This is a genomic window from Streptomyces sp. NPDC005794, assembly GCF_042871445.1.
GTDB lineage: Bacteria > Actinomycetota > Actinomycetes > Streptomycetales > Streptomycetaceae > Streptomyces.
Genome location: NZ_JBIAIN010000003.1, coordinates 232,437 through 255,906, shown reverse-complemented (window position 1 = coordinate 255,906; position 23,470 = coordinate 232,437). Strand labels below are relative to the sequence as shown.

Below are 23,470 nucleotides of genomic sequence, written 5' to 3'. Positions count from 1 at the left end.
CTTACGCCTTCGCCAGTGACGGCTTCTCGTCGGCGTCCACGTCGCCGTCCCGCGAGTCCGGGACGTGCGGCTCGCCGCCGTGGGCGTCGTCCGTCATCGTCTTCTCGTCGAACGGGAGGGCGCCGGAGAGGACCAGGTCCACCCGCTCCCGGTCGATCTCCTTGGTCCAGGTGCCGACCAGCACCGTGGCGACCGCGTTGCCCGCGAAGTTCGTGAGGGCGCGCGCCTCACTCATGAAGCGGTCGATGCCGACGATCAGGCCGACGCCGTCGACGAGTTCGGGCCGGTGCGACTGGAGGCCGCCCGCGAGGGTGGCCAGACCGGCGCCGGTGACGCCCGCCGCGCCCTTCGACGCGATCACCATGAAGACCAGCAGGGAGATCTGCTCGCCGATGGTCAGCGGGTCGCCGGTCGCGTTGGCGATGAAGAGCGAGGCCATCGTGAGGTAGATCGCGGTGCCGTCGAGGTTGAAGGAGTAGCCGGTCGGCACGGTGATGCCGACGACGGGCTTGCTGACGCCCATGTGCTCCATCTTCGCGATCAGCCGCGGCAGGGCCGACTCGGACGAGGAGGTGGAGAGGATCAGCAGGAACTCACGGCCCAGGTACTTCAGCAGCGTGAAGATGTTGACCCCGGCCACCAGGCGCAGGATCGCGCCCAGGATCAGGAACACGAAGAGCGCGCAGGTCACGTAGAAGCCGATCATGATGATCGCCAGGGACTTCAGCGCGTCCACGCCGGTCTCGCCGACCACCGCCGCCATGGCACCGAACGCGCCGACCGGAGCCACCCACATGATCATGGCGAGGATGCGGAAGACGAGGCGCTGGATGTGGCCGATGCCGCGCAGGACCGGCTCGCCGGCCGAGCCCATGGCCTGCAGCGCGAAGCCCGCGAGCAGGGCGATCAGCAGGGTCTGTAGGACCTCGCCCTCGGTGAAGGCCGACACCATGGTGGTGGGGATGATGCCGAGCAGGAAGTCCACGGTGGACTCGCTGGCCCCGGAGGCCTGCTTCTCACCCGCGGCACGGGCCGCCTCGGTGAGGTGGAGGCTGGAGCCGGGCTCCAGGAGGTTGCCGACGACCAGGCCGATGGCCAGGGCGACGGTGGACATCACCAGGAAGTAGCCGAGGGCCAGGCCGCCGACGGCACCGACCTTGGCGGCCTTCCGTACGGAGCCGACCCCCAGCACGATCGTGCAGAAGATGATCGGCGAGATCATCATCTTGATGAGGTTGACGAAGCCTGTGCCGATCGGCTTGAGCTCCACGGCGAAGTCCGGAACCACCAGACCCACCGTGACGCCCAGCACCACGGCGGCGATCACGGCGATGTAGAGGTAGTGGGTGCGGTCCCGTCGTGCGGCTTTCTCTGCCACGGGGGTCTCCTCGGGTATGCGGCTGCTCCCCGTCCCTGGGGGCCCCGGTGACTATTCACTTCCCTGTGACGGCCGTCACCCTTACGTTCATATCGTTCACAGATGCTTTCGAGCCACCTTGGGTCGGGTGTCCCCGCCAGGCAGACTGGGTGCCATGCGCCTGACCCGAACCCTCCCCCGCAGCCTGGCCGGCCAGCTGTTCGCGATGCAGGCCCTGCTCGTGGCCGCGGTCGTGGCCGGGTGCGCCTTCTTCGCGTACGCCTCCGGCCGGTCCCAGGCGGAGGAGACCGCGGCCCGCCAGGTGCGGGCCGCCGCCCTCGCCATGGCCGGATCACCGTCCGTCCGGGAGGCCATCCGTACCCCGGACCCGTCCGCCGTACTCCAGCCGTACGCGGAACAGGTCCGCGAGGAGACCGGGATCGCCTTCGTCACGATCATGAATCCGGAGGGGGTCCGCTGGACCCATCCCGACCGCTCCCAGATCGGCAGGAGCTTCATCGGTCACACCGAGCGCGCGCTGCTCGGCGAGACCTTCGAGGAGACCTACACGGGAACGCTCGGCCCCTCCATACGGGTCGTGACCCCGGTCCACGACGGGGACAGAATCGTCGGCCTGGTCAGCGCGGGCATCACCGTCGAGCGGGTGTCCACCCAGGTGCGTGAGCAGCTCGGCGCCCTGGGGACGGCGGCGGGTGCCGCCCTGGCGCTCGGCGCGCTCGGGACGTACGTGATCAACGCCAGGCTGCGGCGGCACACCCACGGGATGAACGCGCGGGAGCTGAGCCGGATGCACACGTACCACGAGGCCACGCTGCACGCGGTGCGCGAGGGGCTGATCATGCTGGACGGGCAGCGCCGGGTCGCCCTGATCAACGACGCGGGCCGGGAGCTGCTGGGACTGGAACCGGGGTCGGTCGGCCGCAGGATCGACGAGCTCGCGCTGCCGGCGCCGCTGACCGGGGCGCTCCTGGCGTCCGAGCCCCGGGTGGACGAGGTCCATCTGACGGCGGACCGGGTGATCGTCGTCAACACGAGCCCGGTGGTCGGCGGTGAGCGGCGCGGCACGGTCGTGACGCTGCGCGACCACACGGAACTGCAGGCGCTGTCGGGCGAACTCGACTCGGAGCGCGGTTTCACCCAGGCGCTGCGCTCGCAGGCGCACGAGGCGGCGAACCGGCTGCACACCGTGGTGTCGCTGATCGAGCTGGGCCGGGTCGAGGAGGCGGTGGATTTCGCGACGGCGGAGCTGGAGCTGGCGCAGGTCCTCACCGACCGGGTCGTGGACGCGGTGGCCGAGCCGGTGCTCGCCGCCCTGCTGCTCGGCAAGGCGGCGCAGGCCAACGAGCGCGGGGTGGAGCTGGTGCTCGCCGAGGACAGCCTGATCGACGACGGGGCCCTGCCGCGCTCGCTGGCACCGCGTGATCTGGTGACGATCCTCGGCAACCTGATCGACAACGCGGTGGACGCGGCGTCGGAGACGGCGACGGGTGACGCCGTCGGGCCGGTCCCCGCCGAGCGCACCGTGTCGCGGGCCCTGGTCACCGTGACCGCGCGGGCGGAGTCCGGCGAGCTGCTGCTGCGGGTGGCGGACACCGGCGCCGGGATCGGCCCGGACGACGCGGACGAGGTGTTCCGGCGCGGCTGGACGACGAACGGCGCGGGCCGGGGTCTGGGCCTGGCACTGGTACGGCAGGCGGCCCACCGCAACGGCGGGACGGTGACGCTGGGCCGGGCGCCGGAGGGCGGCGCGGAGTTCACGGTGCGGCTGCCGCTCGCCGGCCGTACGGCGAGGGTGGAGGTGGCCGCGCCGTGATCCGGGTGCTGGTCGTGGAGGACGATCCGGTGGCCGCCGACGCCCACCAGCTGTACGTGGGCCGGGTGCCGGGCTTCGAGGTCGCCGCTGTCGCCCACTCCCGGGCGGAGGCCGTACGGGCGCTGGACCGGACGGAGGTCGACCTGCTGCTGCTCGACCTCTACCTGCCCGACGGGCACGGTCTGCAGCTGCTGCGCTCGCTGCGGGCGGCCGGACACGGCGCGGACGTCATCGCGGTGACGTCGGCGCGTGATCTCGCGGTGGTGCGGGAGGGCGTGTCGCTCGGCGTCGTGCAGTACGTGCTGAAGCCGTTCACGTATCCCACGCTGCGGGACCGGCTCGTGCGGTACGCGGAGTTCCGGGCGGCGGCCGGTGAGGCGAGCGGCCAGGAGGAGGTGGACCGGGCGCTGGGCGCGCTGCGGGTCTCGGACCCGGCCACGCTGCCCAAGGGGCTGAGCGGGCCGACGCTGGAGGCGGTGACCCGGGCCCTGCGGGAAGCCCCGGACGGGGTGACCGCGGCGGCCGCCGGGGAAGGGCTGGGGATCTCCCGGATCACCGCCCGCCGCTATCTGGAGCACCTGGTGACGGCGGGCCGGGCCGTGCGGCGGCCGAGCTACGGCCAGGTCGGCCGGCCCGAGTTGCACTATCACTGGGTGGCTGAAACTCGCTGATGTGTGAGGGCCCCGCCGGGGCGTGCACCCTAGGAGGATCGTACGAAGGGTGAACTGGGGGGAACAGGCTGTAGCCAGGGCGTTCACGAACTTCTACGGTGGGGCCGTGCACCCCACACCACCCTTCAACGCCCCCGCCTCGCGCCGCCTCCGCGAGGCGCTGGGAATGGCTCCCGGACATGTTGCGTACGGCCTCGGCGCCCAGTACGGACTTGCCGTCACCGCTGAGACCGTCATGGCCTGGGAACGCGGCACGGCCCTGCCCGGCGAACGCGAACTGAAGGCACTGGCCGGCGTGTTGTGGTGCGCGCCCGGCGAACTGCTCACCGCCGCGAGCACCTTGCGCGAGCACCGGCTGGCGCGGGACATCGCGGTGGAGGACCTGGCGCGGACGCTCGGGATGACGGCCGCCGCGTATCAGCGGATCGAGGAGTCGGGCCGCTGGCGCGGCAACGAGCGCCAGGCCGTGGCACTCTGCGGGGCGCTGGACATGTCGGCGGCGCAGTTCCTCACGGCGACCGGCCGGAACGAGGAGCTGGCGGACCTGCTGAACAAGGCCGTCACGACGCGCTGGCAGGCCTACGTACGGCCGGTGGACAAGCTCGTACCGCTGGACCGGGTCCTGGTCCAGAACGTGCTGGAACAGTTGCACGCCGACTACCAGGCCCTGACGATATCGACGTTGAGCTGGAACCCGACGGCCCGGGACCAGGCCGCGACGGGTGACCCGGGGCGGGAGTTCCTGGACCGGGTGGTCGAGGAGTTCTGGCGGACGGCGGGAATCTGAGCCGGGAAGAACGGCACGTGGCCCCCGTCGTCCGCGAGGACGGCAGGGGCCACGTGCACAGGAGGGCGGTCCGGCCTCAGAAGACCGATTCGGCCTCGTACATCCGGTCGCTGGGCACGGTCTTCAGCCGGGTCACCGCGTCGGCCAGCGGGGCCATCACGATGTCGGTCCCGCGCAGGGACGTCATCCGCCCGAAGTCGCCGCGGTGCACGGCCTCCACGGCGTTCCACCCGAAGCGGGTCGCCAGCACGCGGTCGTACGCGGTCGGCGTGCCACCGCGCTGCACATGGCCGAGAATGACCGGCCGGGCCTCCTTGCCGAGCCGCCGTTCCAGCTCGGTGGCCAGCCGGTTGCCGATGCCCTGGAAGCGCTCGTGACCGAACTGGTCGATCTCGCCCTTGGCGTACGTCATGGAGCCCTCGGCCGGGTGCGCACCCTCGGCGACGCAGATGACGGCGAACTTCTTGCCCCGCGCGAAGCGTTCCTCGACCATCTTGACCAGGTCGTCGACCTGGAAGGGCCGCTCCGGCAGGCAGATGCCGTGGGCACCGCCGGCCATGCCGGACTCCAGCGCGATCCAGCCCGCGTGGCGGCCCATGACCTCGACGACCATGACCCGCTGGTGCGATTCGGCGGTGGTCTTGAGCCGGTCTATGGCTTCGGTCGCGACGCCGACGGCGGTGTCGAAGCCGAAGGTCCGGTCGGTGGCGGAGATGTCGTTGTCGATGGTCTTCGGGACGCCCACCACGGGCATCCCGGCGTCGGACAGCATGCGGGCCGCGGTGAGCGTGCCCTCGCCGCCGATCGGGATGAGCGCGTCGATGCCGTAACGGAGGGACAGTTCCGCGCAGTTCTCGGCGGCCTCGCGCAGCCGGTCACGCTCCAGGCGTGCCGAGCCGAGGATCGTGCCGCCGCGGGCCAGGATGCCGCTGACCGCGTTCAGGTCGAGGGGCCGGAAGTGGCCGTCGAGCAGCCCCTTGAAGCCGTCCTCGAAGCCGATGACCTCATCGCCGTGCCCCACCACGGCACGGTGCACGACCGACCGGATCACAGCGTTGAGGCCTGGACAGTCGCCGCCTGCGGTGAGAATTCCGATGCGCATCCTGACTCTGTCTCCTGCTCGCTAGTGCCATGCATTCCGGGGAGCTGCCGAGAAACCCCCGTACCGTGAGCCACGACGATTGTCCCACGCCGAGCCGGGCCCCCGCGCTTCCGGCTTCGCGGCAGGGACCGTTCGGGCCCGGGAGCGGCCCGTCCCGGGCCGCCCGCCCGGCGGGCGGCTCACCTGCCCCGGTAGGTATCGTCAACAGGACAATGCCAGCCAAACAGGACGGGAGACCACGCGTGGCGCGCAGCGTGTACGTGACCGGGATCGACCGGGGAGACGGCCGGCAGGTCGTCGACCTGGGAGTCATGGAGCTACTGACGCGTCAGGTGGACCGGGTGGGTGTCTTCCGGCCGCTGATCCACGACGGGCCCGACCGGCTGTTCGAGCTGCTGCGGGCCCGCTACCGGCTCTCGCAGAGTCCGGAGACCGTCTTCGGACTGGACTACCAGCAGGCCTCCGCCGTCCAGGCGGAGAAGGGTACCGACGAACTGGTCTCCCTGCTCGTCGAGCGGTTCCACCGGGTGGCCCGCGACTACGAGGTGGTCCTGGTCCTCGGCAGCGACTTCGCCGCCACCCAGCTCCCCGACGAGCTCGCCCTGAACGCGAGGCTCGCCAACGAGTTCGGCGCCTCGGTGATCGCGGTGGTCGGCGGCAAGGACCAGGACGCCGAGTCCGTACGGGCCGAGACGCGCAACGCCTACCGCGCGTACGCCGGTCTCGGCTGCGACGTCCTGGCGATGATCGTGAACCGGGTGGCGTCCGGGGACCGCGCGGACATCGCCGACCGGCTGAAGACGCAGCTCCCGGTCCCCTGTTCCGTACTGCCGGACGATCCCGCGCTCTCCGCACCCACCGTCGCCCAGATCACCACGGCACTGGGCGGAACGATTCTGCTCGGTGACGACTCGGGCCTGGCCAGGGACGCGCTGGACTTCGTGTTCGGCGGCGCCATGCTGCCGAACCTCCTGAAGGCCCTGACCCCGGGCTGCATGGTCGTCACCCCGGGCGACCGTGCCGACCTGGTCGTCGGTTCGCTCGCCGCGCACAGCGCCGGCACGCCGCCCATCGCGGGCGTCCTGCTGACCCTGGACGAACGGCCCGGCGAGGAGATACTCAGGCTGGCGGCCCGCCTCGCACCGGGCACCCCGGTCGTCGCGGTGGCCGGCGGATCCTTCCCCACGGCAGCCGAACTCTTCGCCCTGGAAGGCAAGCTGAACGCGGCGACGCCCCGTAAGGCGGAGACCGCCCTCGGCCTCTTCGAGCGCCATGTGGACACCGGCGCCCTGCTGGAGCGCGTCTCGGTGGCCCGCAGCGGCCGGGTCACCCCCATGATGTTCGAGCACGAGCTGCTGGAACAGGCCCGCGCGAAGCGGCGCCGGGTCGTCCTCCCCGAGGGCACCGAGGAGCGCGTCCTGCGCGCCGCCGACGTACTGCTCCGCCGCGACGTCTGCGACCTGACCCTCCTCGGGGACACCGACGTCATCCGCAAGAAGGCCGCCGATCTGGGCATCGACCTCGGCGGGACCCAGATCGTCGACCCGCAGACCTCCGAACTGCGCCAGAGCTTCGCCGAGCGGTACGCCGAGCTGCGCGCGCACCGTGGCGTGACGGTGGAGCTGGCGTACGACGTCGTCTCGGACGTCAACTACTTCGGCACGCTGATGGTCGAGGAGGGACTGGCCGACGGCATGGTCTCCGGTTCGGCGCACTCCACGGCGGCGACGATCCGCCCGGCCTTCGAGATCATCAAGACCAAGCAGGGGAGCACCTCCCGGGGCGAAGGCTCCGGCGGAGCCTCGATCGTCTCCTCGGTCTTCTTCATGTGCCTCGCCGACAGGGTCCTGGTCTACGGCGACTGCGCGGTCAACCCCGATCCGGACGCCGAACAGCTCGCGGACATCGCGGTGCAGTCGGCGGTCACCGCGTCCCGCTTCGGCGTGGACCCGCGGATCGCGATGCTGTCGTACTCGACGGGCACCTCCGGCACCGGCGCCGACGTCGACAAGGTGCGGGAGGCCACGGAGCGGGTACGCGCGTCACGACCGGACCTGAGGATCGAGGGGCCGATCCAGTACGACGCGGCGGTCGAGCCGTCCGTCGCCGCGACCAAGCTGCCGGCGTCGGAGGTGGCGGGCCGGGCGACCGTGCTGATCTTCCCTGACCTCAACACCGGCAACAACACCTACAAGGCCGTCCAGCGTTCGGCGGGAGCCGTCGCGGTCGGCCCGGTCCTGCAGGGGCTGCGCAAGCCGGTCAACGACCTCTCGCGCGGCGCCCTCGTGCAGGACATCGTGAACACCGTGGCCATCACAGCGATCCAGGCGCAGGACGAGGAGCAGACCGGATGACCCCCGCACACAGCACCGGCGACCGGGCGAGCCGGGTGCTCGTCCTCAACTCGGGGTCCTCCTCGGTGAAGTACCAGCTCCTGGACATGCGCGACGGCGCACGGCTGGCGACCGGCCTGGTCGAGCGGATCGGCGAGGCGGACTCCCGGCTGGTGCACACACCGCCGGCGGGCGGGGAGCCCCGCGAGCGCACCGGCCGGATCGCCGACCACGCACAGGCGCTGAAGGCCGCGGCCGAGGAACTGGCGGCCGACGGGATCGGCCTGGACTCCCCCGAGCTGGTGGCGATCGGGCACCGGGTGGTGCACGGCGGGCTGAAGTTCAGCGAGCCCACCGTGATCACCGACGAGGTGCTGCGGGAGATCGAGCAGCTCGTCCCCGTCGCCCCGCTGCACAACCCGGCGAACATCACCGGGATCCGTACGGCGCAGGCGCTGCGCCCGGACCTGCCGCAGATCGCGGTCTTCGACACGGCGTTCCACACGACGATGCCGGAGTACGCGGCGCGGTACGCGATCGACGTCGAGACCGCCGACGCGCACCGCATCCGCCGCTACGGCTTCCACGGCACCTCGCACGCGTACGTGTCACGCAGGACGGCCGAACTGCTGGGCCGGCCGGTGGCCGACGTGAACGTGATCGTGCTGCACCTGGGCAACGGCGCCTCGGCCTCCGCGGTGGCGGGTGGCCGGTGCGTCGAGACGTCGATGGGACTGACCCCCTTGGAGGGGCTGGTCATGGGTACGCGTTCCGGGGACATCGATCCGGCCGTCACCTTCCACCTGGAGCGGGTGGCGGGGATGTCGACGGACGAGATCGACGTCCTGCTGAACAAGAGGAGCGGCCTGGTCGGTCTCTGCGGCGACAACGACATGCGGGAGATCCGGCGCCGGGTGGACGAGGGCGACGAGCGTGCCACGCTCGCGTTCGACATCTACGTCCACCGGCTGAAGAAGTACATCGGCGCCTATTCGGCGGTCCTCGGCCGGGTGGACGCGGTGGTGTTCACGGCGGGGGTCGGGGAGAACTCCGCCCCGGTACGGGAGGCTGCGCTCGCGGGACTGGAAGGTTTCGGCCTGGCCGTGGACGCGGACCGCAACGCCGCACGGTCCGGCGAGCCGCGGCTGATCTCGCCCGACGACGCGCGGGTGGCGGTCGCCGTCGTACCTACGGACGAGGAGCTGGAGATCGCCGGTCAGACCTTCGCCCTGGTCGACAACTGAGCGGGCCCGCGCCCCTTTGTATCTTCCACCAGACGGAATATTCCGCAGTGAAACAAACCGATAGGATCCGCCTCATGCGCCGTTCCAAAATCGTCTGCACCCTCGGTCCCGCCGTCGACTCCCATGAGCAGCTCGTCGCTCTGATCGAGGCCGGCATGAGCGTGGCCCGTTTCAACTTCAGTCACGGTACCCACGAGGAGCACCAAGGCCGTTACGACCGGGTCCGTAAGGCCGCCGCCGAGACCGGCCGCGCGGTCGGCGTGCTCGCCGACCTCCAGGGCCCCAAGATCCGCCTCGGGAAGTTCGCCGAGGGCCCTGTCGAGCTGGTCCGCGGGGACGAGTTCGTCATCACCTCCGAGGACGTCGCCGGCGACAAGTCGATCTGCGGCACCACCTACAAGGGGCTGCCCGGCGACGTCACCAAGGGTGACCCGATCCTGATCAACGACGGCAACGTCGAGCTGAAGGTCGTCTCGGTCGACGGCCCCCGGGTCACCTCCATCGTCATCGAGGGCGGTGTCATCTCCGACCACAAGGGGATCAACCTCCCCGGTGCGGCGGTGAACGTCCCCGCGCTGTCCGAGAAGGACGTCGAGGACCTGCGGTTCGCCCTGCGGATGGGCTGCGACCTGGTCGCGCTGTCCTTCGTCCGGGACGCCGAGGACGTCAAGGACGTGCACAAGGTGATGGACGAGGAGGGCCGCCGGGTCCCCGTCATCGCCAAGGTCGAGAAGCCGCAGGCCGTCGAGCACATGGAGGGCGTCGTCGCCGCCTTCGACGGTGTGATGGTCGCCCGTGGTGACCTCGCCGTCGAGTATCCGCTCGAGAAGGTCCCGATGGTGCAGAAGCGCCTCGTCGAGCTGTGCCGCCGCAACGCCAAGCCGGTGATCGTGGCGACCCAGATGATGGAGTCGATGATCACCAACTCGCGGCCGACCCGCGCCGAGGCGTCCGACGTCGCCAACGCGATCCTGGACGGCGCGGACGCGGTCATGCTGTCGGCGGAGTCCTCCGTCGGCGCGTACCCGATCGAGACGGTCAAGACGATGTCGAAGATCGTCGTCGCCGCCGAGGAGGAGCTCCTGTCCAAGGGCCTCCAGCCGCTGGTGCCGGGCAAGAAGCCGCGTACGCAGGGTGGTTCGGTGGCTCGCGCGGCCTGTGAGATCGCGGACTTCCTGGACGGCAAGGCGCTGGTGGCCTTCACCAAGTCCGGTGACACCGCCCGCCGCCTCTCCCGCTACCGCGTGGCGCAGCCGATCCTGGCCTTCACCACGGAGGAGTCCACCCGCAACCAGCTGGCACTGAGCTGGGGCGTCGAGTCCTACGTCGTGCCGCACGTGGACAACACGGACGCCATGGTCGACCTGGTGGACGCGGAGCTGCTGAAGCTGAACCGCTACAGCGACGGCGACACGATGGTCATCACGGCCGGCTCGCCTCCCGGCGTCCCCGGCACCACCAACATGGTCCGGGTGCACCACCTGAGCGGCGAGCGCGCCTGACCGGCCGTACGGCAGATACGACTGTGGCCCGCACCCCCGTGAGAACGGGGATGCGGGCCACAGTCGTCATGCGGCTCCCGGACGGGTCCGGACCACCGGTCAGCTGTTGCCGCCGGTGAAGTAGTTCTGCAGTCCGGGGACCTTGAGCGAGCCGCCGAACTGGCCGGCCTGGGTCACCGTGGCGTCGGTGAAGAAGGCGAAGGGCACGTTCAGCGGCGGCGGGGTCTCCGGGCTGAAGGTGACGGGGATGAGGCCGAAGAGGTTGCCCTTCAGGCGCTCGGTGTACATCGTCACCGTGCCGTTGCGGATGGTGGAGGTGGAACCCTCCTCCGCCTTGACGTGGCCGGTGGTACCGGCCGGACCCTTCGTCAGCTGGTGCAGGTCCTTGATGTCGATGGTGTCGGCCGTGAACTTCAGCACCTTCTTGACGCTGCCGTTGTACGTCTTCACCTCGACGATGCCCGCGTAGTCCAGCCCGTTGAGCGTGAGCTTCGAGGTCTCCAGCGTCCACGGGTCGTCCGGCAGCAGCGGGATGCCCTGCTCCAGCTCGGCCGCCGCGAGCGCCTCGGGGTCGGCGGTGGGGCACGGGAAGCGCTCCTTGGCGCCGTCCGGGATGTCCTCGTCCTTCACGGGGTCGAGGCCCTTGACGTCGTCGTCGAGCTCCTCGACGTCCTTGCCCGCCTTCTCGGCCGCCTCACGGATGGCGTCGGTGGTCTTGTCGACCGTGTCCTTCGCGGCCTCCGTCGCCTTGTCCACCGGATCGGTGGCGGCGGCGCTCTCCGACGGCTCCGGGCTCCCGGTGGTGGCGCTGGGGGACGGCTCGGCCGTCTCCTTGTCCGGTCCGTCGAGGAGGTCCTCGAGGGCGTCGCCGACACCCAGCGGGTCGAGGGGGTTCTTCGACTCGGTGGGTGTGGGGGCGGCCGGCGTGGCGTCCTCGTCCCCGGAGGTGTCCGCGGGCGCGCTCGCGCTCGCGGAGGGCTCCGGGGTCGCGGTCCCGTCATCCTTACCGGCGTCGTCCTCGCCCGTGTCGTCCTTGCCCGAGTCGTCCTTGCCCGAGTCGTCCTTACCGGCGTCGTCCTTACCGGTGTCGTCGGACGGCGTGGCGCTCGGCGTCGGCTCCGTCTCGGGTTCCTGCGACTCGGACGGCTCGTCGGAGCGCGTCACACATGGCCCGGGCGCGAAGGGGATGTCCGAGCTGTCGTCGGCCATGGCCAGCTTGGGGGTGAGCCCCATGCCCACGAAGACGGCCGTCGGCATCGCGGCGAGCGCGAACGCCTTCTTGCCCGAGGGCATGTGCAGCTTCGTCAGGAGTGACTTCCTGGGCGCCGCGTGGCGGGGCCCTCTTCGCTCCGGAAGGTCCTCCGGGCCGAAGTCGTTCGTCTGCCCGTCGTCACCCCTCACGATGCCTCCCACCGTCGGCCTCCGTAGCCGCCTCGAACAGCATCGGCCTCCGCGGGGCCTCAGCGGTGCGGTGGGGCTCCTGACCGTACTCCGGAGCCCCGAGGGCGCCGTCCCGGGCCCTCAGCGCCTCCGGGTGCTCGGACGCCTGGGCGTCACCCGGAGCCCAGGCGATGGAGAGGGCTCCGCCGAGGAGGGAGAAGAGGAAGCCGATGATGAAGCCGCCTATGTTGGCGACGGGTATGGATATGAGCGCGAGCAGGATCGCGGCGACCCCTGCGAACACCCGCACGATGTGGTGGAACCACATCGTGAAGCCCAGTGTGATGAGCAGGATCCCGATGATCAGCGACCCCGCACCCGCGGTGGTGGACATCGCGATCGTCATGTTGCCGAGGTGCATGTTGGCGTACGGGAAGTACGCGATGGGTAGACCACCCAGGATGGTGAACAGGCCCGCCCAGAACGGCCGGTTACCCCGCCAGGTGCGGAATCCCCGCCGGTAGACGGTGAGGTGGTGCTCGTTCTGCCCTGTGGACTCGGGGCTCATGGAAAACAGCTCCCTGGAACCGGTACTGCTGTGAGAAGAGAAGGGGTGGGCAGCCGAAGGCCCTCACGGAACACTCCGGCCGCCCCGGGCGAGTGCTAGAAGCACTCCTTGACGCCCTTGTGCAGCTTCAGGCTCAGGTTGCTGAGCTTGAAGGTGCCGGCGGTGGTTGCCCACGCCGTCTGCTCCACGTCGGTCAGCGTGGCCTTCTCGGCCCGCTGCGAGAAGCCGTTCGGGTTGACGGCCTTCTCGGTACCGGCCTGGATGCCCGGCTTACCCACCGAACCGGCGGCGACGCCGATGTCGATGTTCTCGAAGTACGCGTCCGCGTCGAGCTGGGCGACGTCGAGGTACAGGTTCGTCGCCTCGACGGGCTTCTTCGGGTCGGTACCGGCCGTCAGGTTGAGGCTGACACTGCCGAGACCGAAGGGAAGGTCCGGCGTGACCACCGACTGGCACATGTTGGTGATCGTGGCCTTGCTGAAGCCCGACACCGCGACCGGGTGAGCCGCGTCGCCGCCCTTCAGGTCCTTACCGACAGCCACGCTGCCGTACTGGACGAAGTTTTCGCCGACGAGCTTGTCGGTGCTGACCTTGAAGCTCTGGCCGGAGACGCTGAACGACGCGGCGAGCGCACCCTGCGCAAGACCGACGCCGACTGCGGCGGTCGCGACGACGCTCGGCACCATGACCAGAGCGAAACGCTTCCATCTGGTACCACCGCGAACCTGCGAACTCATAAATTTCCTCCTTCTCGGACGTACATCTCCGGTACGGGCATCGTGCCCGTCCTGGGATGGGAGAAGTGCTACGTCCTCGGGAAGGAGAGCGCCCGGACCGGAGGCGCGTACCGCATCCGAATCACCGGCGATCACCCCCGAGCGACAACCACTGGCGGCGCGTCTGCGCAGCCGGTTCGGACAGGCCCTGCCAGGGGCAGGAACCCCCCTGTCCGCGATCGGCGCCACTGCCGCCGACCACCCGGTGGGGAACCAACAGACCCACCTGCGCCGACTGGCCGTCGGGCCGGCGGGTATTGGACCGAGCGTGGCCGATCGTGGTGCATTCGCGGCCGTGACACAAGGGGGGTCGTTACTGACTAGTAACGACCCGATAACCAGGACGCGACAGGGCGGCATCGTCCGGCCACACAGGGTGGCACCAAAGGGACGTGCGAATGACGGGATTGCGACCCGAAACCGGACAGACCCCTGCAGGCGATTTACTGCGAGTAACAGTGTGGACTTTTATCAAGTTTTAGTAAAGCGGACGTGTTCATCGGCGTTCGCCCGTGGAAACGGCCGTGGCGCCCGAAGGGCTCCACGGCCGCGTTGTCACATCAGAACAAGACGCGCGCCAGGGCGGTCCGGGCCGCGCCGACCCGGGGGTCGTCGGGGCCGATCACCTCGAAGAGCTCAAGGAGCCGGACCCGGACGGCGTCGCGGTCGTCGCCGGCATTACGGCGCACCGTCTCGACGAGCCGCCCGAACGCGTCCTCGACATGGCCGCCCACGAGGTCCAGGTCCGCGGCGGCCATCTGCGCCACCGGCTCGGCCGGATTCTCCGCGGCCTCCTGACGGACCTGCTGCGGGTCCATGCCCGCGACACGGCCCAGCAGTTCGGCCTGCGCGAGGCCCAGCTTCGCCTCGGTGTTGACCGGGTCGTCGGACAGGACGCTCCTGTACGCCTGGACCGCGCCGGCGAAGTCATTGTCGTCCAGGGCCAGCGCGGCGGCTTCCAGCTGTGCGTCGTACGGCCCTGCGGGGACCTCGGCGGGCTCGCTCTCCTCGCCTCCGGCTCCGGCGTCCGGGTCGACGGTGATCCCGGTGAGACCGAAACGCTCCTCGCCGACCTGGATCAGCTGGTCCAGCGTCTGGCGGATCTGGCTCTCGGGGGCCGCGCCCTGGAAGAGCGGAAGGGCCTGTCCGGCCACCACCGCGAACACCGCCGGGATGCCCTGGATCCCGAACTGCTGCATCAGCATCTGGTTGGCGTCGACATCGACCTTGGCCAGCACGAAGCGGCCGTTGTACTCGGCGGCGAGACGCTCCAGGAGCGGGCTGAGCTGCTTGCACGGCTCACACCACTCCGCCCAGAAGTCGATGACGACGGGGACTTCGGTGGAGCGCTGGAGGACGTCGGTCTCGAAGCCCGCCTCGTCGACGTCGATCACCAGGGAGGCGGGTGCCACGGCACCGGTGCCCCCCTGCCGGACGGACTCCGCGCGGGCCTGCTCCGCCTTCGCCTTGGCGTCGCCGGCCGCCTTCACAGCGGCGAGGTCGACGACACCACTCATGGACATGTTCCTAGGCTGCATACGTACATCCTCCCCCCTGCGCCCACTGTTCCGGAAAGCGATCCGTGAACCGCTTCCGTCCACAGCCACGCCGGTGTGCGCGGCGGGCGGACGGAAACGGTTCCGGGGCCCTGAAAACCCCGTGTTCGGCACCGGGTCCCCACCCGGCACCTGTGGTTGTCGATCGGTCGTCGCGCAACGACGCACGAACCGTCACGCCTTACGCTACGCCCCGTAGCGTAACTGCCCGGACCCCCCGCGAGGCAAGGGTGTGCGGTGATCTGTCTCACGGGCTCCGGGGCCGGTCAACAGTACTTACCGGCCGGTATGGTCGCCGCATGCTGAGCCGCAGCCCCACCGGACCCGCCCGTTCCGGACGTCCTCGCAGTGCCGAGGCCGATGCCGCGATCCTGGAGGCGACCCGTGCGTCGCTGGTCGATCTCGGCTGGTCGAAGCTGACGATGGGCGATGTGGCGACGCGGGCGGGGGTCGCCAAGACGACGCTCTACCGCCGCTGGGCGGGCAAGAACGAGCTGGTGGTGGACGCGGTCGCGGTTCTCTTCGACGAGCTGGAGCTGCCCGACCTCGGCAGCCTCGCGGCCGATGTGCAGGCCGTGGTCCTCCAGTTCGCGGCCCTGCTGGAACGACCGGAGACCAAGACGGCGCTGATGGCGGTGGTCGCCGAGTCGACGCGGGACGAAGCGCTGCGCGACCGCATCCGCGATTCGATCGTGGCCCGGCAGAAGCGCCTCGTGCTGCAGGGGCGGGAGCGCGCCCAGCGGCGTGGTGAGCTGCCCGCCGAACCGGACGCGGTGGTGGCGGCCCGCACCGCCGATCTGATCTTCGACGTGATCGCCGGCGCCGTGGTGCACCGGACGCTGGTGAGCGCCGAGCCCGTCGACACCGACTGGGCCCGGCGCTTCACCCTGCTGCTGCTCTCGGGGCTGGGCGCGGCGGCGTCCCCCTCGGAGGGCTGACGCCCGCCGGTCAGAAGCCGGGCGGCTCCGTGTAGACGCCCCACTCGTCGCGCAGCACCCCGCAGATCTCGCCGAGGGTCGCCTCCGCCCGTACCGCCTCCAGCATCGGCCCGATCATGTTCGAGCCGTCGCGGGCGGCGGCCAGCATCGCGTCCAGCGCGCCACGGACCTTCGCGTCCTCACGGCCCTCCTTGCGCGCGGCGAGCTCGCGCACCTGCTCGCGCTCGACCTCGTGGCTGACCCGGAGGATCTCCAGGTCACCGGTGACGGACCCGTGGTGGACGTTGACGCCGACGACCCGCTTCTCCCCCTTCTCCAGCGACTGCTGGTAGCGGAAGGCGGATTCGGCGGTCTCGCCGGTGAACCAGCCGTCCTCGATGCCCCGGAGGATTCCGGAGGTCATCGGCCCGATGGGGTGCTTGCCGTCCGGGTGCGCCCGGGTGCCGCGCTCCCTGATCTGCTCGAAGATCTTCTCGGCGTCGGCCTCGATGCGGTCGGTGAGCTGCTCGACGTACCACGAACCGCCCAGCGGGTCGGCGACGTTGGCGACGCCGGTCTCCTCCATGAGCACCTGCTGGGTGCGCAGCGCGATCTCGGCGGCCTGCGCGGAGGGGAGGGCGAGCGTCTCGTCCAGGGCGTTGGTGTGCAGGGAGTTGGTGCCGCCGAGGACCGCGGACAGCGCCTCCACGGCGGTGCGTACGACGTTGTTGTACGGCTGCTGGGCGGTGAGCGAGACACCGGCCGTCTGGGTGTGGAAGCGGAGCCACTGCGCCTTGTCGGTCTTCGCGCCGTAGGTCTCCTTCATCCAGCGGGCCCAGATCCGGCGTGCGGCGCGGAATTTGGCGATCTCCTCGAAGAAGTCGAGGTGCGCGTCGAAGAAGAAGGAGAGTCCGGGGGCGAAGGTGTCGACGTCCAGACCGCGCGAGAGACCGAGCTCCACGTATCCGAAGCCGTCGGCGAGGGTGTACGCGAGCTCCTGCGCGGCCGTGGCCCCGGCCTCACGGATGTGGTAGCCGGAGACCGAGAGCGGCTTGTAGGCGGGGATGTCGCGCGTGCAGTGCTCCATCAGGTCGCCGATCAGGCGCAGATGGGGCTCGGGCTGGAAGAGCCACTCCTTCTGCGCGATGTACTCCTTGAAGATGTCGGTCTGGAGCGTGCCGTTGAGCACGGCCGGGTCGACGCCCTGGCGCTCCGCCGCCACCAGGTACATGCAGAAGACGGGGACGGCGGGTCCGCTGATCGTCATGGAGGTGGTGACGTCGCCGAGCGGGATGTCCTGGAACAGGACCTCCATGTCGGCGGCGGAGTCGATGGCCACGCCGCAGTGGCCGACCTCGCCGAGTGCGCGGGGGTCGTCGGAGTCGCGGCCCATCAGGGTCGGCATGTCGAAGGCGACGCTGAGTCCGCCGCCGCCGTTGGCCAGGATGGACTTGTACCGCTCGTTGGTCTGCTCCGCGTTGCCGAAGCCGGCGAACTGGCGGATGGTCCAGGTGCGCCCCCGGTATCCGGTGGCGTGGAGTCCCCGCGTGAAGGGGTACTCACCGGGCCAGCCGATCCGCTCGAACCCCTCGTACGTGTCGCCGGGGCGGGGCCCGTACACGGGCTCCACCGGGTCTCCGGAGAGCGTGGTGAAGTCCGCGTCGCGCTTGCGGGCCTTGTCGTAACGGGCCTGCCAGCGGCGGCGGCCTTCCTCGATCTCGTGAGCGTCCATGGAACAAATTTACTAGGACGTCCTAGTATCTGTCGATGGCAAACCGCCCGGCGCATCGCGCGGGGCGGTTCGGGTCCTTCCGATCAGACCTTGACGGCCTGGGCGGAGCCGTCGGTGATCAGCGGCTCGACCTCCTTGACGACCTTGCGCTCGACGAAGAACGCGGCCGTCGGGATCGTGCCGGAGATCAGCACCCAGAGCAGCTTGCCGATCGGCCACTTCGCCTTGGAACCGAGGTCGAAGGCGAAGATCAGGTAGATGATGAACAGGACGCCGTGGAGCTGCGAGACCGCGAAGGTCAGGCTCTCACCGGTGTCGAATCCGTACTTGAAGACCATGCACACGCACAGGATCATCAACATGACGGCGGTGACGTAGGCCATCACCCGATAGCGGGTCAGCACGCTGCGTTTCATGGCACCGAGCGTAACCGGGCGGCCGGAGCGATCTTGCAGCACCCCGCCCTCGCGGTCACTCGTCCTCGAAGTCCTGGGCCGCCACCCGCAGCGGCCTGAGCATCGCGAAGATCTCGGCGCACTCCTCGTCGTCGTACGCCCCGAGCCCGAAGTCCATCGCCATCAGGTCCTGGCTGGCCGCCTCGACGACCTCACGGCCCTTGTCCGTGATGGAGGCCAGGGTTCCGCGCCCGTCGTTGGGGTTGGGGCGCTTGTCGACCAGCCCCGAGCGCACCAGCCGGTCCACCGTGTTCGTCACGGAGGTGGGGTGCACCATCAGGCGCTCGCCGATCTTGGACATCGGCAGCTCACCGGCCTGGGAGAAGGTGAGCAGGACCAGTGCCTCGTAGCGGGCGAAGGTCAGCCCGTACGGTCTGACCACCGCGTCCACCTCGGCCAGCAGGATCTGCTGCGCGCGCATGATCGAGGTGATCGCCCCCATGGAGGGCGCCGGCCCCCAGCGCCGCTGCCAGAGTTCTTCGGCGCGGGCGATGGGATCGAAGGGGAGGCTGAGCGGCTTCGGCACGGCACGACCTTACCCACTGGTCACATGACGGTCAGCCCCGTCTCGCACTTCGGTACCGGATACGCGTTCGCCGCACCTCCGCCACCAGCAGGAGCGTGCAGACCGTGCCGATCGCCCCGGCGTACGCGACCACCTGGTGCACGGGGACGAACTCGGCGGCCAGTCCGGCCAGGGCCATGCCGAGCCCCTGGGAGGTCATCAGACCGGCGGTGAGCAGGGTCATGGCCCGGCCGCGCAGCTGCTCGGGCACCGCCTCGACGAACCACTGGTCGAGCCCGATGATGTACGCCGCGCCGACCCCGGCCAGCACCAGGGCGGCCGTGGCGAGGGCCGGTCCGGGCCGGAACGCGTACAGCAGGAGGGGCAGCAGCCCGAGGGCGGCGACCGGCAGCACGAGTCGGGAGCGGGCACCGGGGCGCAGGGCGGCTCCCACGTAGAGCTCGGCCCCGATGTGGCCGACGGCCATCGCGCACATCAGCAGGCCCACGGTGGCGGGCCCGGCGCCGATCGCGTCCGCGTACGGCGCCGCGAGGGCCTCGGGGGCGACCACGAAGAACGCCGGAACCCAGAAGAGCAGGAGCAGGCCCCGGATGCGGCGGTCCCCGAGGACGGCCCGCGCGCCCGCGAGCGACTGGGCGAGCAGCGCACCGCCGGCGCCCTCCGCCGTGCGCGCGGGCCGGTCCCGGGTGCCCAGGCGCAGCAGCGCCGCCGAGCAGAGGAACGTCACCACGGTGACCGTGATCGCCCCGCGCGGGGACAGCGCGGTGAGCAGCAGCCCGCCCGCGCCGTAGCCGACCAGCATCGCGCTCTGCGAGACCAGACGCAGCAGCGAACGCCCCAGGACGCAGAGGTCGCCCTCTCCGAGGATGTCGGTGAGGGCCGCGGTCCTGGTCCCGGTGAAGACGGGCGCCACCGCGGCCACCGCGCAGCGCAGGGCGAGGAGTCCGGCGACGCTTGTGCCCGGGAGGACCATCACGGCGACGCAGCCGGCGCAGACCAGGTCGCACACGACGAGGACGCGACGGGCGGGGTAACGGTCGGCGACCCCGGCGAAGAGGGTGCCGCCGACGAGGTAGGGGAGGAAGTTGAGCGCGAAGGTCAGGGCGGACAGGAGGGGCGAGCCGGTGAGGTCGTAGACGAGCACGGTGAGTGCCAGCTCGCTGACGGTCACGCCGAGGAGGGAGAACAGGTGCGCGGCGAAGACCGCCCTGAACTCCCGGACGGCGAAGACCGCGCGGTAGCCCCGTGCGCCGGGGTCCGCCTCCGGAGCGCGGCCCGGGCCGGGTGAGGAGGCGTGCTCCGGAGGCAGCGCCGAGGACGGCACCGCGGCGGGCGCTTCGCGGGGTGTACCCGCCGGGGGTGGGGTGTCGTTCGGCATGGACGCAGCGTGGCGGAACACTGCGGCCGCTCCGTAGACTTTCGGCCCAGGCCGAAAGTTGGGTCCATGCCGTTCCATCTGCACTTCGACGAGAGCGATCTGCTCCGCTGCCGCTTCACCCTCTCACCGCTCTGGGAGACGCAGGAGGCGGTGCGCACCCTGAACCGCCCGGGCCGGCACGGCTACCACCTGCCCTGGCTCCGGCAGGTCGAGGAGGCGGCCGCGGGGCTGGATCTCGGGCCGCTGTGGCTACTGATGCCGGACCGCGGATACGGCGCGGACTTCATCTGTCCGCCGCCGCTCGGGCCGCTCGCCACCTTCGCCGAGGAGATCGAGACCGTACGGGCGACGGATCCGGCGACCGCCCGGGACGACATGGCCCTCGCCCTCGCCGACACCCCCGGCGGCCTCGCCTCCCCCGTCGGACAGCGGATGCTGGCGGACCCGGCGCGGGCGGTCCGGGAGATCGCCGACCTGCTGGAGCGGGCCTGGGAGGTGATGATCGCACCGCACTGGCCCCGGCTGCGCGCCCTGCTGGAGGCCGACCTCGCCTACCACTCGCGCCGCCTCGCCGACGTCGGCTTCCAGCGGCTGCTCGGCGAGATCAGCCCGCGGCTGCGCTGGGCAGACTCCACCCTGACGGTGGCCGGCACCAGCGGGAACCACAGCCGGGTCCTGGGCGGCCAGGGCCTCGTCCTGATGCCCAGCGTCTTCGTCTGGCCGGATGTGATCGGGGGCCAGGATCCCCCCTGGCAGCCCGCCGTGATCTACCCCGCGCGCGGCATCGGCGGCCTGTGGACGGAGGCCGCCGAGCGGACGCCCGACGCGCTCGCCCGGCTGTTGGGGAGGGCCCGCGCGGACGTGCTCTGCGCGCTCGGTGAGCCGTCCGGGACCAGCGCGCTGGCCCACAGGCTGTCGCTCGCCCCCTCCTCCGTGTCCGCGCACCTCTCGGTGCTGCGCGCGGCGGGCCTGCTGACCTCACGGCGCTACGGCCATCAGGTGCTGTACGAGCGCACCCCGCTGGGCATCGCGCTGGCGGGCCAGGCGCACTGACCCGGCCGGGGCGCGGCTCAGTTGCCTCCGGCGGGAGTGCCGGCGACGACGGCGGCGGGCGCGGTCTCCGGCTCGTGGGCGGGGCGTACGGTCCGGGACGCGCCCCGGGCCGTACGGCTCCCGCGCCGGTCGGCCGCGCGCTCACGCAGCAGGGCGAGGCACCAGACCGCCGGCGGGGCGAGCGCGATCGCCAGGGCGAGGAGCGCCCAGGGACGCGCCTGGTCGTGGGTGACGGCCAGCACGCCGCTCAGCAGGGCGAACACGCAGGTGACGGCGGTCAGGGGCCGGTGGACGAGCGTCAGCGAATAGCCGAGGAGACGGCCGGGCGGCACCCGGAACAGCGCCTTCGCATACGGCAGCAGCAGCGCCCCGTGCGTCGCCCGGGAACGGCGCAGCCGCTGGGCGTACGCGTCCGTCCAGGACACGGGTTCCTCCCCGACGGCCGGGACGTCCGGGGTGTGGACGGAGCGCCAGTACCGTCCGGACAGCGGGTTGCGCAGGCGGTGGATCGCGAAGCCGGTGGCCATGTCCTCGGTGGCGGAGTCGTGGAAGCCGCCCGCCTGGCGAAGGGCGGCGACGCGTACGACGTGGTCGTGGCCGGCGAAGACGGCCGCCCCGTAGCGGTTGCCCGCCCGCTGGACCAGGGCGTGGAACAGCGCCCAGGGCGACGCGGCAGCCGGGGTGTCACCCCCGTGGACCTGGGGGCCCACGACGAAGGCGACGTCCGGGTCGCGGAAGTAGCCCGTCATGCGCTCCAGGAAGCCCGACTGCGGGACGTGGCCGGTCTCGGCCGAGGCGAAGAGGTCGTAGGCGTCACCATGCTTGGCGAGCCAGGCGTTGACGTTGCCGTGCTTCGTGGCGGCCCGGTGCGGGCCCTTCTCCTGGTTCCACTCGGGCACCCCGACGCGGGTGAAGTGGTGCACGCCCAGCTCGGCGCAGAGCATCCGCGCCTCCGGGTCGTCGCCCTCGTCGAGCAGCCAGACGTCGAGCGGTCCGGGGTGCCGCATCCTGACCGCGCCCTCCAGGGTGGCCCGCACTGCGGCGAGGGGCTCCCGGCCCGGGACGTACGTGGTGAGGAAGGCGAGCACGGTGCCGGGCTCCGGGGTCACCGGGACGGGGTCCCTGGCCACCGACACCGCGTGGGCGACGGCGACCACGCCGGCGAGCACGAACAGCTCGATCAGGCCGACGGACACCAGCGTCACGGAGTCGGCGAGCACCAGCCACCGCCGGCCGTCGCCGCCGCGGGTGGACCAGTGCGTGGGCCACAGCACGTGGAGCAGCAGCAGTCCGGTGACCGCGGGGGCGAGCACCGTCAGGAGGACCGCTCGTATTCGGGGCCTCTCGGTGCGCAGGGGGCGGCGGTACCTCACCCGGTACCGCGCCGCGGGCTTCTCCGCGGGGTGCCCCGCGGGACGGCCGCTGCTGTCGTGGTCGTAACCGTCCGACGGCATCACGCCTCCGATGGTCGAATATGCCGGTATCCCCACAGAAGGGGAGGGACGGCACACTGTCGACCCGGCAGGTCCGACCGAGGGGAATTCTTCGTCCGAACGGGAAACCCCGCCCCGGGGGCTCCCGGGGCGGGGTACGTGCGTACGGGGTGCGGCGGGGTCAGCCCGCGAGGTGCCGCTCCACCGTCTCGACCTTGGAGGTCAGCCCGTCGGTGACGCCCGGCCGGATGTCGGCCTTCAGCACCAGGGAGACGCGGCCGGCCCTGGCCTCGACGGCGGCCACGGCGCGCTTGACCACCTCCATGACCTCGTCCCACTCACCCTCGACGGAGGTGAACATCGCGTCCGTGCGGTTGGGCAGCCCGGACTCACGGACGACGCGGACGGCGTCGGCGACGTACTCACCGACGTCCTCGCCGACGCCCAGAGGGCTGACGGAGAAGGCGACGATCACGCGTCGACCGTCCCCTCGGCGCGGGCGCGGGCGGCGATGACGCCGTCGGCCTCGTACTTCTTGAGCAGCTTCTCGCCGTAGAGACCGCCGAAGGGCACGACCGCGAGGAGGAAGAACAGGGCGACGCGCTTGAGGGGCCACTTGGCCTTCACCCATACGTCCAGCAGGAAGATCACGTAGATCGTGAAGAGCAGGCCGTGCAGCGCGCCGAGCGGCGGCATCAGGAAGTCGATGTCCGAGACCCGCATGAGGAGCGAGCCGAAGATCAGGAGCGCCGGGAAGGACAGCGCCTCGGGAAGCGAGATGAGGCGCAGCCGGTGCAGGGCGGAAGCGGTCTTGATGTCCACGAGGGCACCTTCGGTGGGAGGGGCGTGTCGGCTTGTGAAAGCAG

General features: G+C 71.0%; 21 protein-coding genes. 8 read left to right on the top strand and 13 right to left on the bottom strand.

The window, feature by feature from the left end; genetic code table 11:
* Position 1 precedes the first annotated feature (1 nt).
* The gene (locus ACFYQ5_RS05920; protein WP_389193686.1) at positions 2-1,378 is read right to left on the bottom strand and encodes a cation:dicarboxylate symporter family transporter; all 1,377 of its coding nucleotides are present in this window, start codon (positions 1,376-1,378) and stop codon (positions 2-4) included.
* A gap of 154 nt (positions 1,379-1,532) precedes the next feature.
* Here ACFYQ5_RS05920 and ACFYQ5_RS05915 point away from each other — a divergent pair, with 154 nt between their 5' ends.
* The 3 genes from ACFYQ5_RS05915 to ACFYQ5_RS05905 all read left to right on the top strand — a co-directional run bounded on the left by ACFYQ5_RS05915 (position 1,533) and on the right by ACFYQ5_RS05905 (position 4,649).
* Complete coding sequence (locus ACFYQ5_RS05915; RefSeq protein WP_389193683.1) at positions 1,533-3,191, top strand: ATP-binding protein; 1,659 nt, start codon at positions 1,533-1,535, stop codon at positions 3,189-3,191.
* Positions 3,188-3,862, top strand: a complete 675-nt coding sequence (locus ACFYQ5_RS05910; RefSeq protein WP_389193681.1) for a response regulator — start codon at positions 3,188-3,190, stop codon at positions 3,860-3,862. The genes ACFYQ5_RS05915 and ACFYQ5_RS05910 overlap by 4 nt, the downstream gene beginning before the upstream one ends.
* 166 nt (positions 3,863-4,028) lie before the next feature.
* Positions 4,029-4,649, top strand: coding sequence for an XRE family transcriptional regulator (locus ACFYQ5_RS05905; RefSeq protein WP_389194243.1), 621 nt, complete (start codon positions 4,029-4,031; stop codon positions 4,647-4,649).
* 76 nt (positions 4,650-4,725) lie between these two features.
* Here ACFYQ5_RS05905 and ACFYQ5_RS05900 read toward each other — a convergent pair whose 3' ends face one another.
* The gene (locus ACFYQ5_RS05900) at positions 4,726-5,751 is read right to left on the bottom strand and encodes an ATP-dependent 6-phosphofructokinase (protein ID WP_389193678.1); all 1,026 of its coding nucleotides are present in this window, start codon (positions 5,749-5,751) and stop codon (positions 4,726-4,728) included.
* 242 nt (positions 5,752-5,993) lie between these two features.
* Between ACFYQ5_RS05900 and pta the strand changes: the two genes are divergently transcribed.
* From pta to pyk, 3 genes are all read left to right on the top strand, one after another.
* On the top strand, positions 5,994-8,105 hold the full coding sequence (gene pta, locus ACFYQ5_RS05895; RefSeq protein WP_389193675.1) for a phosphate acetyltransferase: 2,112 nt from the start codon (positions 5,994-5,996) through the stop codon (positions 8,103-8,105).
* Entirely contained in the window at positions 8,102-9,328 is a 1,227-nt protein-coding gene (locus ACFYQ5_RS05890; RefSeq protein WP_389193672.1) for an acetate kinase, read from the top strand. The genes pta and ACFYQ5_RS05890 overlap by 4 nt, the downstream gene beginning before the upstream one ends.
* 74 nt (positions 9,329-9,402) lie before the next feature.
* Positions 9,403-10,830, top strand: coding sequence for a pyruvate kinase (gene pyk, locus ACFYQ5_RS05885; protein WP_389193669.1), 1,428 nt, complete (start codon positions 9,403-9,405; stop codon positions 10,828-10,830).
* 99 nt (positions 10,831-10,929) lie between these two features.
* On the opposite strand, the gene ACFYQ5_RS05880 is transcribed toward pyk, so the two are convergent.
* From ACFYQ5_RS05880 to ACFYQ5_RS05865, 4 genes are all read right to left on the bottom strand, one after another.
* Positions 10,930-12,231, bottom strand: coding sequence for a hypothetical protein (locus ACFYQ5_RS05880; RefSeq protein WP_389193667.1), 1,302 nt, complete (start codon positions 12,229-12,231; stop codon positions 10,930-10,932).
* A complete protein-coding gene (locus ACFYQ5_RS05875; RefSeq protein WP_389193664.1) occupies positions 12,221-12,778 on the bottom strand; it encodes a DUF6114 domain-containing protein in 558 nt (185 codons plus the stop codon). The genes ACFYQ5_RS05880 and ACFYQ5_RS05875 overlap by 11 nt, the downstream gene beginning before the upstream one ends.
* Before the next feature lie 95 nt (positions 12,779-12,873).
* Positions 12,874-13,515, bottom strand: a complete 642-nt coding sequence (locus ACFYQ5_RS05870; RefSeq protein WP_389193661.1) for a DUF6230 family protein — start codon at positions 13,513-13,515, stop codon at positions 12,874-12,876.
* 599 nt (positions 13,516-14,114) lie between these two features.
* Positions 14,115-15,092 (bottom strand): tetratricopeptide repeat protein, encoded by a 978-nt coding sequence (locus tag ACFYQ5_RS05865; protein ID WP_389193658.1) that lies wholly within the window; start codon positions 15,090-15,092, stop codon positions 14,115-14,117.
* Positions 15,093-15,409: 317 nt separating this feature from the next.
* On the opposite strand from ACFYQ5_RS05865, the gene ACFYQ5_RS05860 reads away from it, so the two are divergent.
* Positions 15,410-16,048, top strand: coding sequence for a TetR/AcrR family transcriptional regulator (locus ACFYQ5_RS05860; RefSeq protein WP_389193655.1), 639 nt, complete (start codon positions 15,410-15,412; stop codon positions 16,046-16,048).
* A gap of 10 nt (positions 16,049-16,058) precedes the next feature.
* Here the strand turns inward: ACFYQ5_RS05860 and ACFYQ5_RS05855 are convergent, their stop codons facing one another.
* The 4 genes from ACFYQ5_RS05855 to ACFYQ5_RS05840 form a co-directional block, all read right to left on the bottom strand.
* Positions 16,059-17,759 (bottom strand): methylmalonyl-CoA mutase, encoded by a 1,701-nt coding sequence (locus ACFYQ5_RS05855; RefSeq protein WP_389193652.1) that lies wholly within the window; start codon positions 17,757-17,759, stop codon positions 16,059-16,061.
* A gap of 83 nt (positions 17,760-17,842) precedes the next feature.
* Entirely contained in the window at positions 17,843-18,175 is a 333-nt protein-coding gene (locus tag ACFYQ5_RS05850; RefSeq protein WP_389193649.1) for a DUF3817 domain-containing protein, read from the bottom strand.
* A gap of 55 nt (positions 18,176-18,230) precedes the next feature.
* The gene (locus tag ACFYQ5_RS05845) at positions 18,231-18,740 is read right to left on the bottom strand and encodes a MarR family winged helix-turn-helix transcriptional regulator (protein ID WP_389193646.1); all 510 of its coding nucleotides are present in this window, start codon (positions 18,738-18,740) and stop codon (positions 18,231-18,233) included.
* Between the two features lie 31 nt (positions 18,741-18,771).
* Positions 18,772-20,118 (bottom strand): MFS transporter, encoded by a 1,347-nt coding sequence (locus ACFYQ5_RS05840; RefSeq protein WP_389193643.1) that lies wholly within the window; start codon positions 20,116-20,118, stop codon positions 18,772-18,774.
* Between the two features lie 66 nt (positions 20,119-20,184).
* Between ACFYQ5_RS05840 and ACFYQ5_RS05835 the strand changes: the two genes are divergently transcribed.
* Positions 20,185-21,171, top strand: coding sequence for a DUF5937 family protein (locus tag ACFYQ5_RS05835; protein WP_389193641.1), 987 nt, complete (start codon positions 20,185-20,187; stop codon positions 21,169-21,171).
* 17 nt (positions 21,172-21,188) lie between these two features.
* On the opposite strand, the gene ACFYQ5_RS05830 is transcribed toward ACFYQ5_RS05835, so the two are convergent.
* The 3 genes from ACFYQ5_RS05830 to ACFYQ5_RS05820 all read right to left on the bottom strand — a co-directional run bounded on the left by ACFYQ5_RS05830 (position 21,189) and on the right by ACFYQ5_RS05820 (position 23,426).
* On the bottom strand, positions 21,189-22,625 hold the full coding sequence (locus ACFYQ5_RS05830) for a glycosyltransferase family 2 protein (protein ID WP_389194240.1): 1,437 nt from the start codon (positions 22,623-22,625) through the stop codon (positions 21,189-21,191).
* Between the two features lie 160 nt (positions 22,626-22,785).
* A complete protein-coding gene (locus ACFYQ5_RS05825) occupies positions 22,786-23,079 on the bottom strand; it encodes an MTH1187 family thiamine-binding protein (RefSeq protein ID WP_389193639.1) in 294 nt (97 codons plus the stop codon).
* Positions 23,076-23,426 (bottom strand): DUF3817 domain-containing protein, encoded by a 351-nt coding sequence (locus ACFYQ5_RS05820; protein WP_389193638.1) that lies wholly within the window; start codon positions 23,424-23,426, stop codon positions 23,076-23,078. Before ACFYQ5_RS05820 ends, ACFYQ5_RS05825 begins: the two co-directional genes overlap by 4 nt.
* Positions 23,427-23,470: the final 44 nt, after the last annotated feature.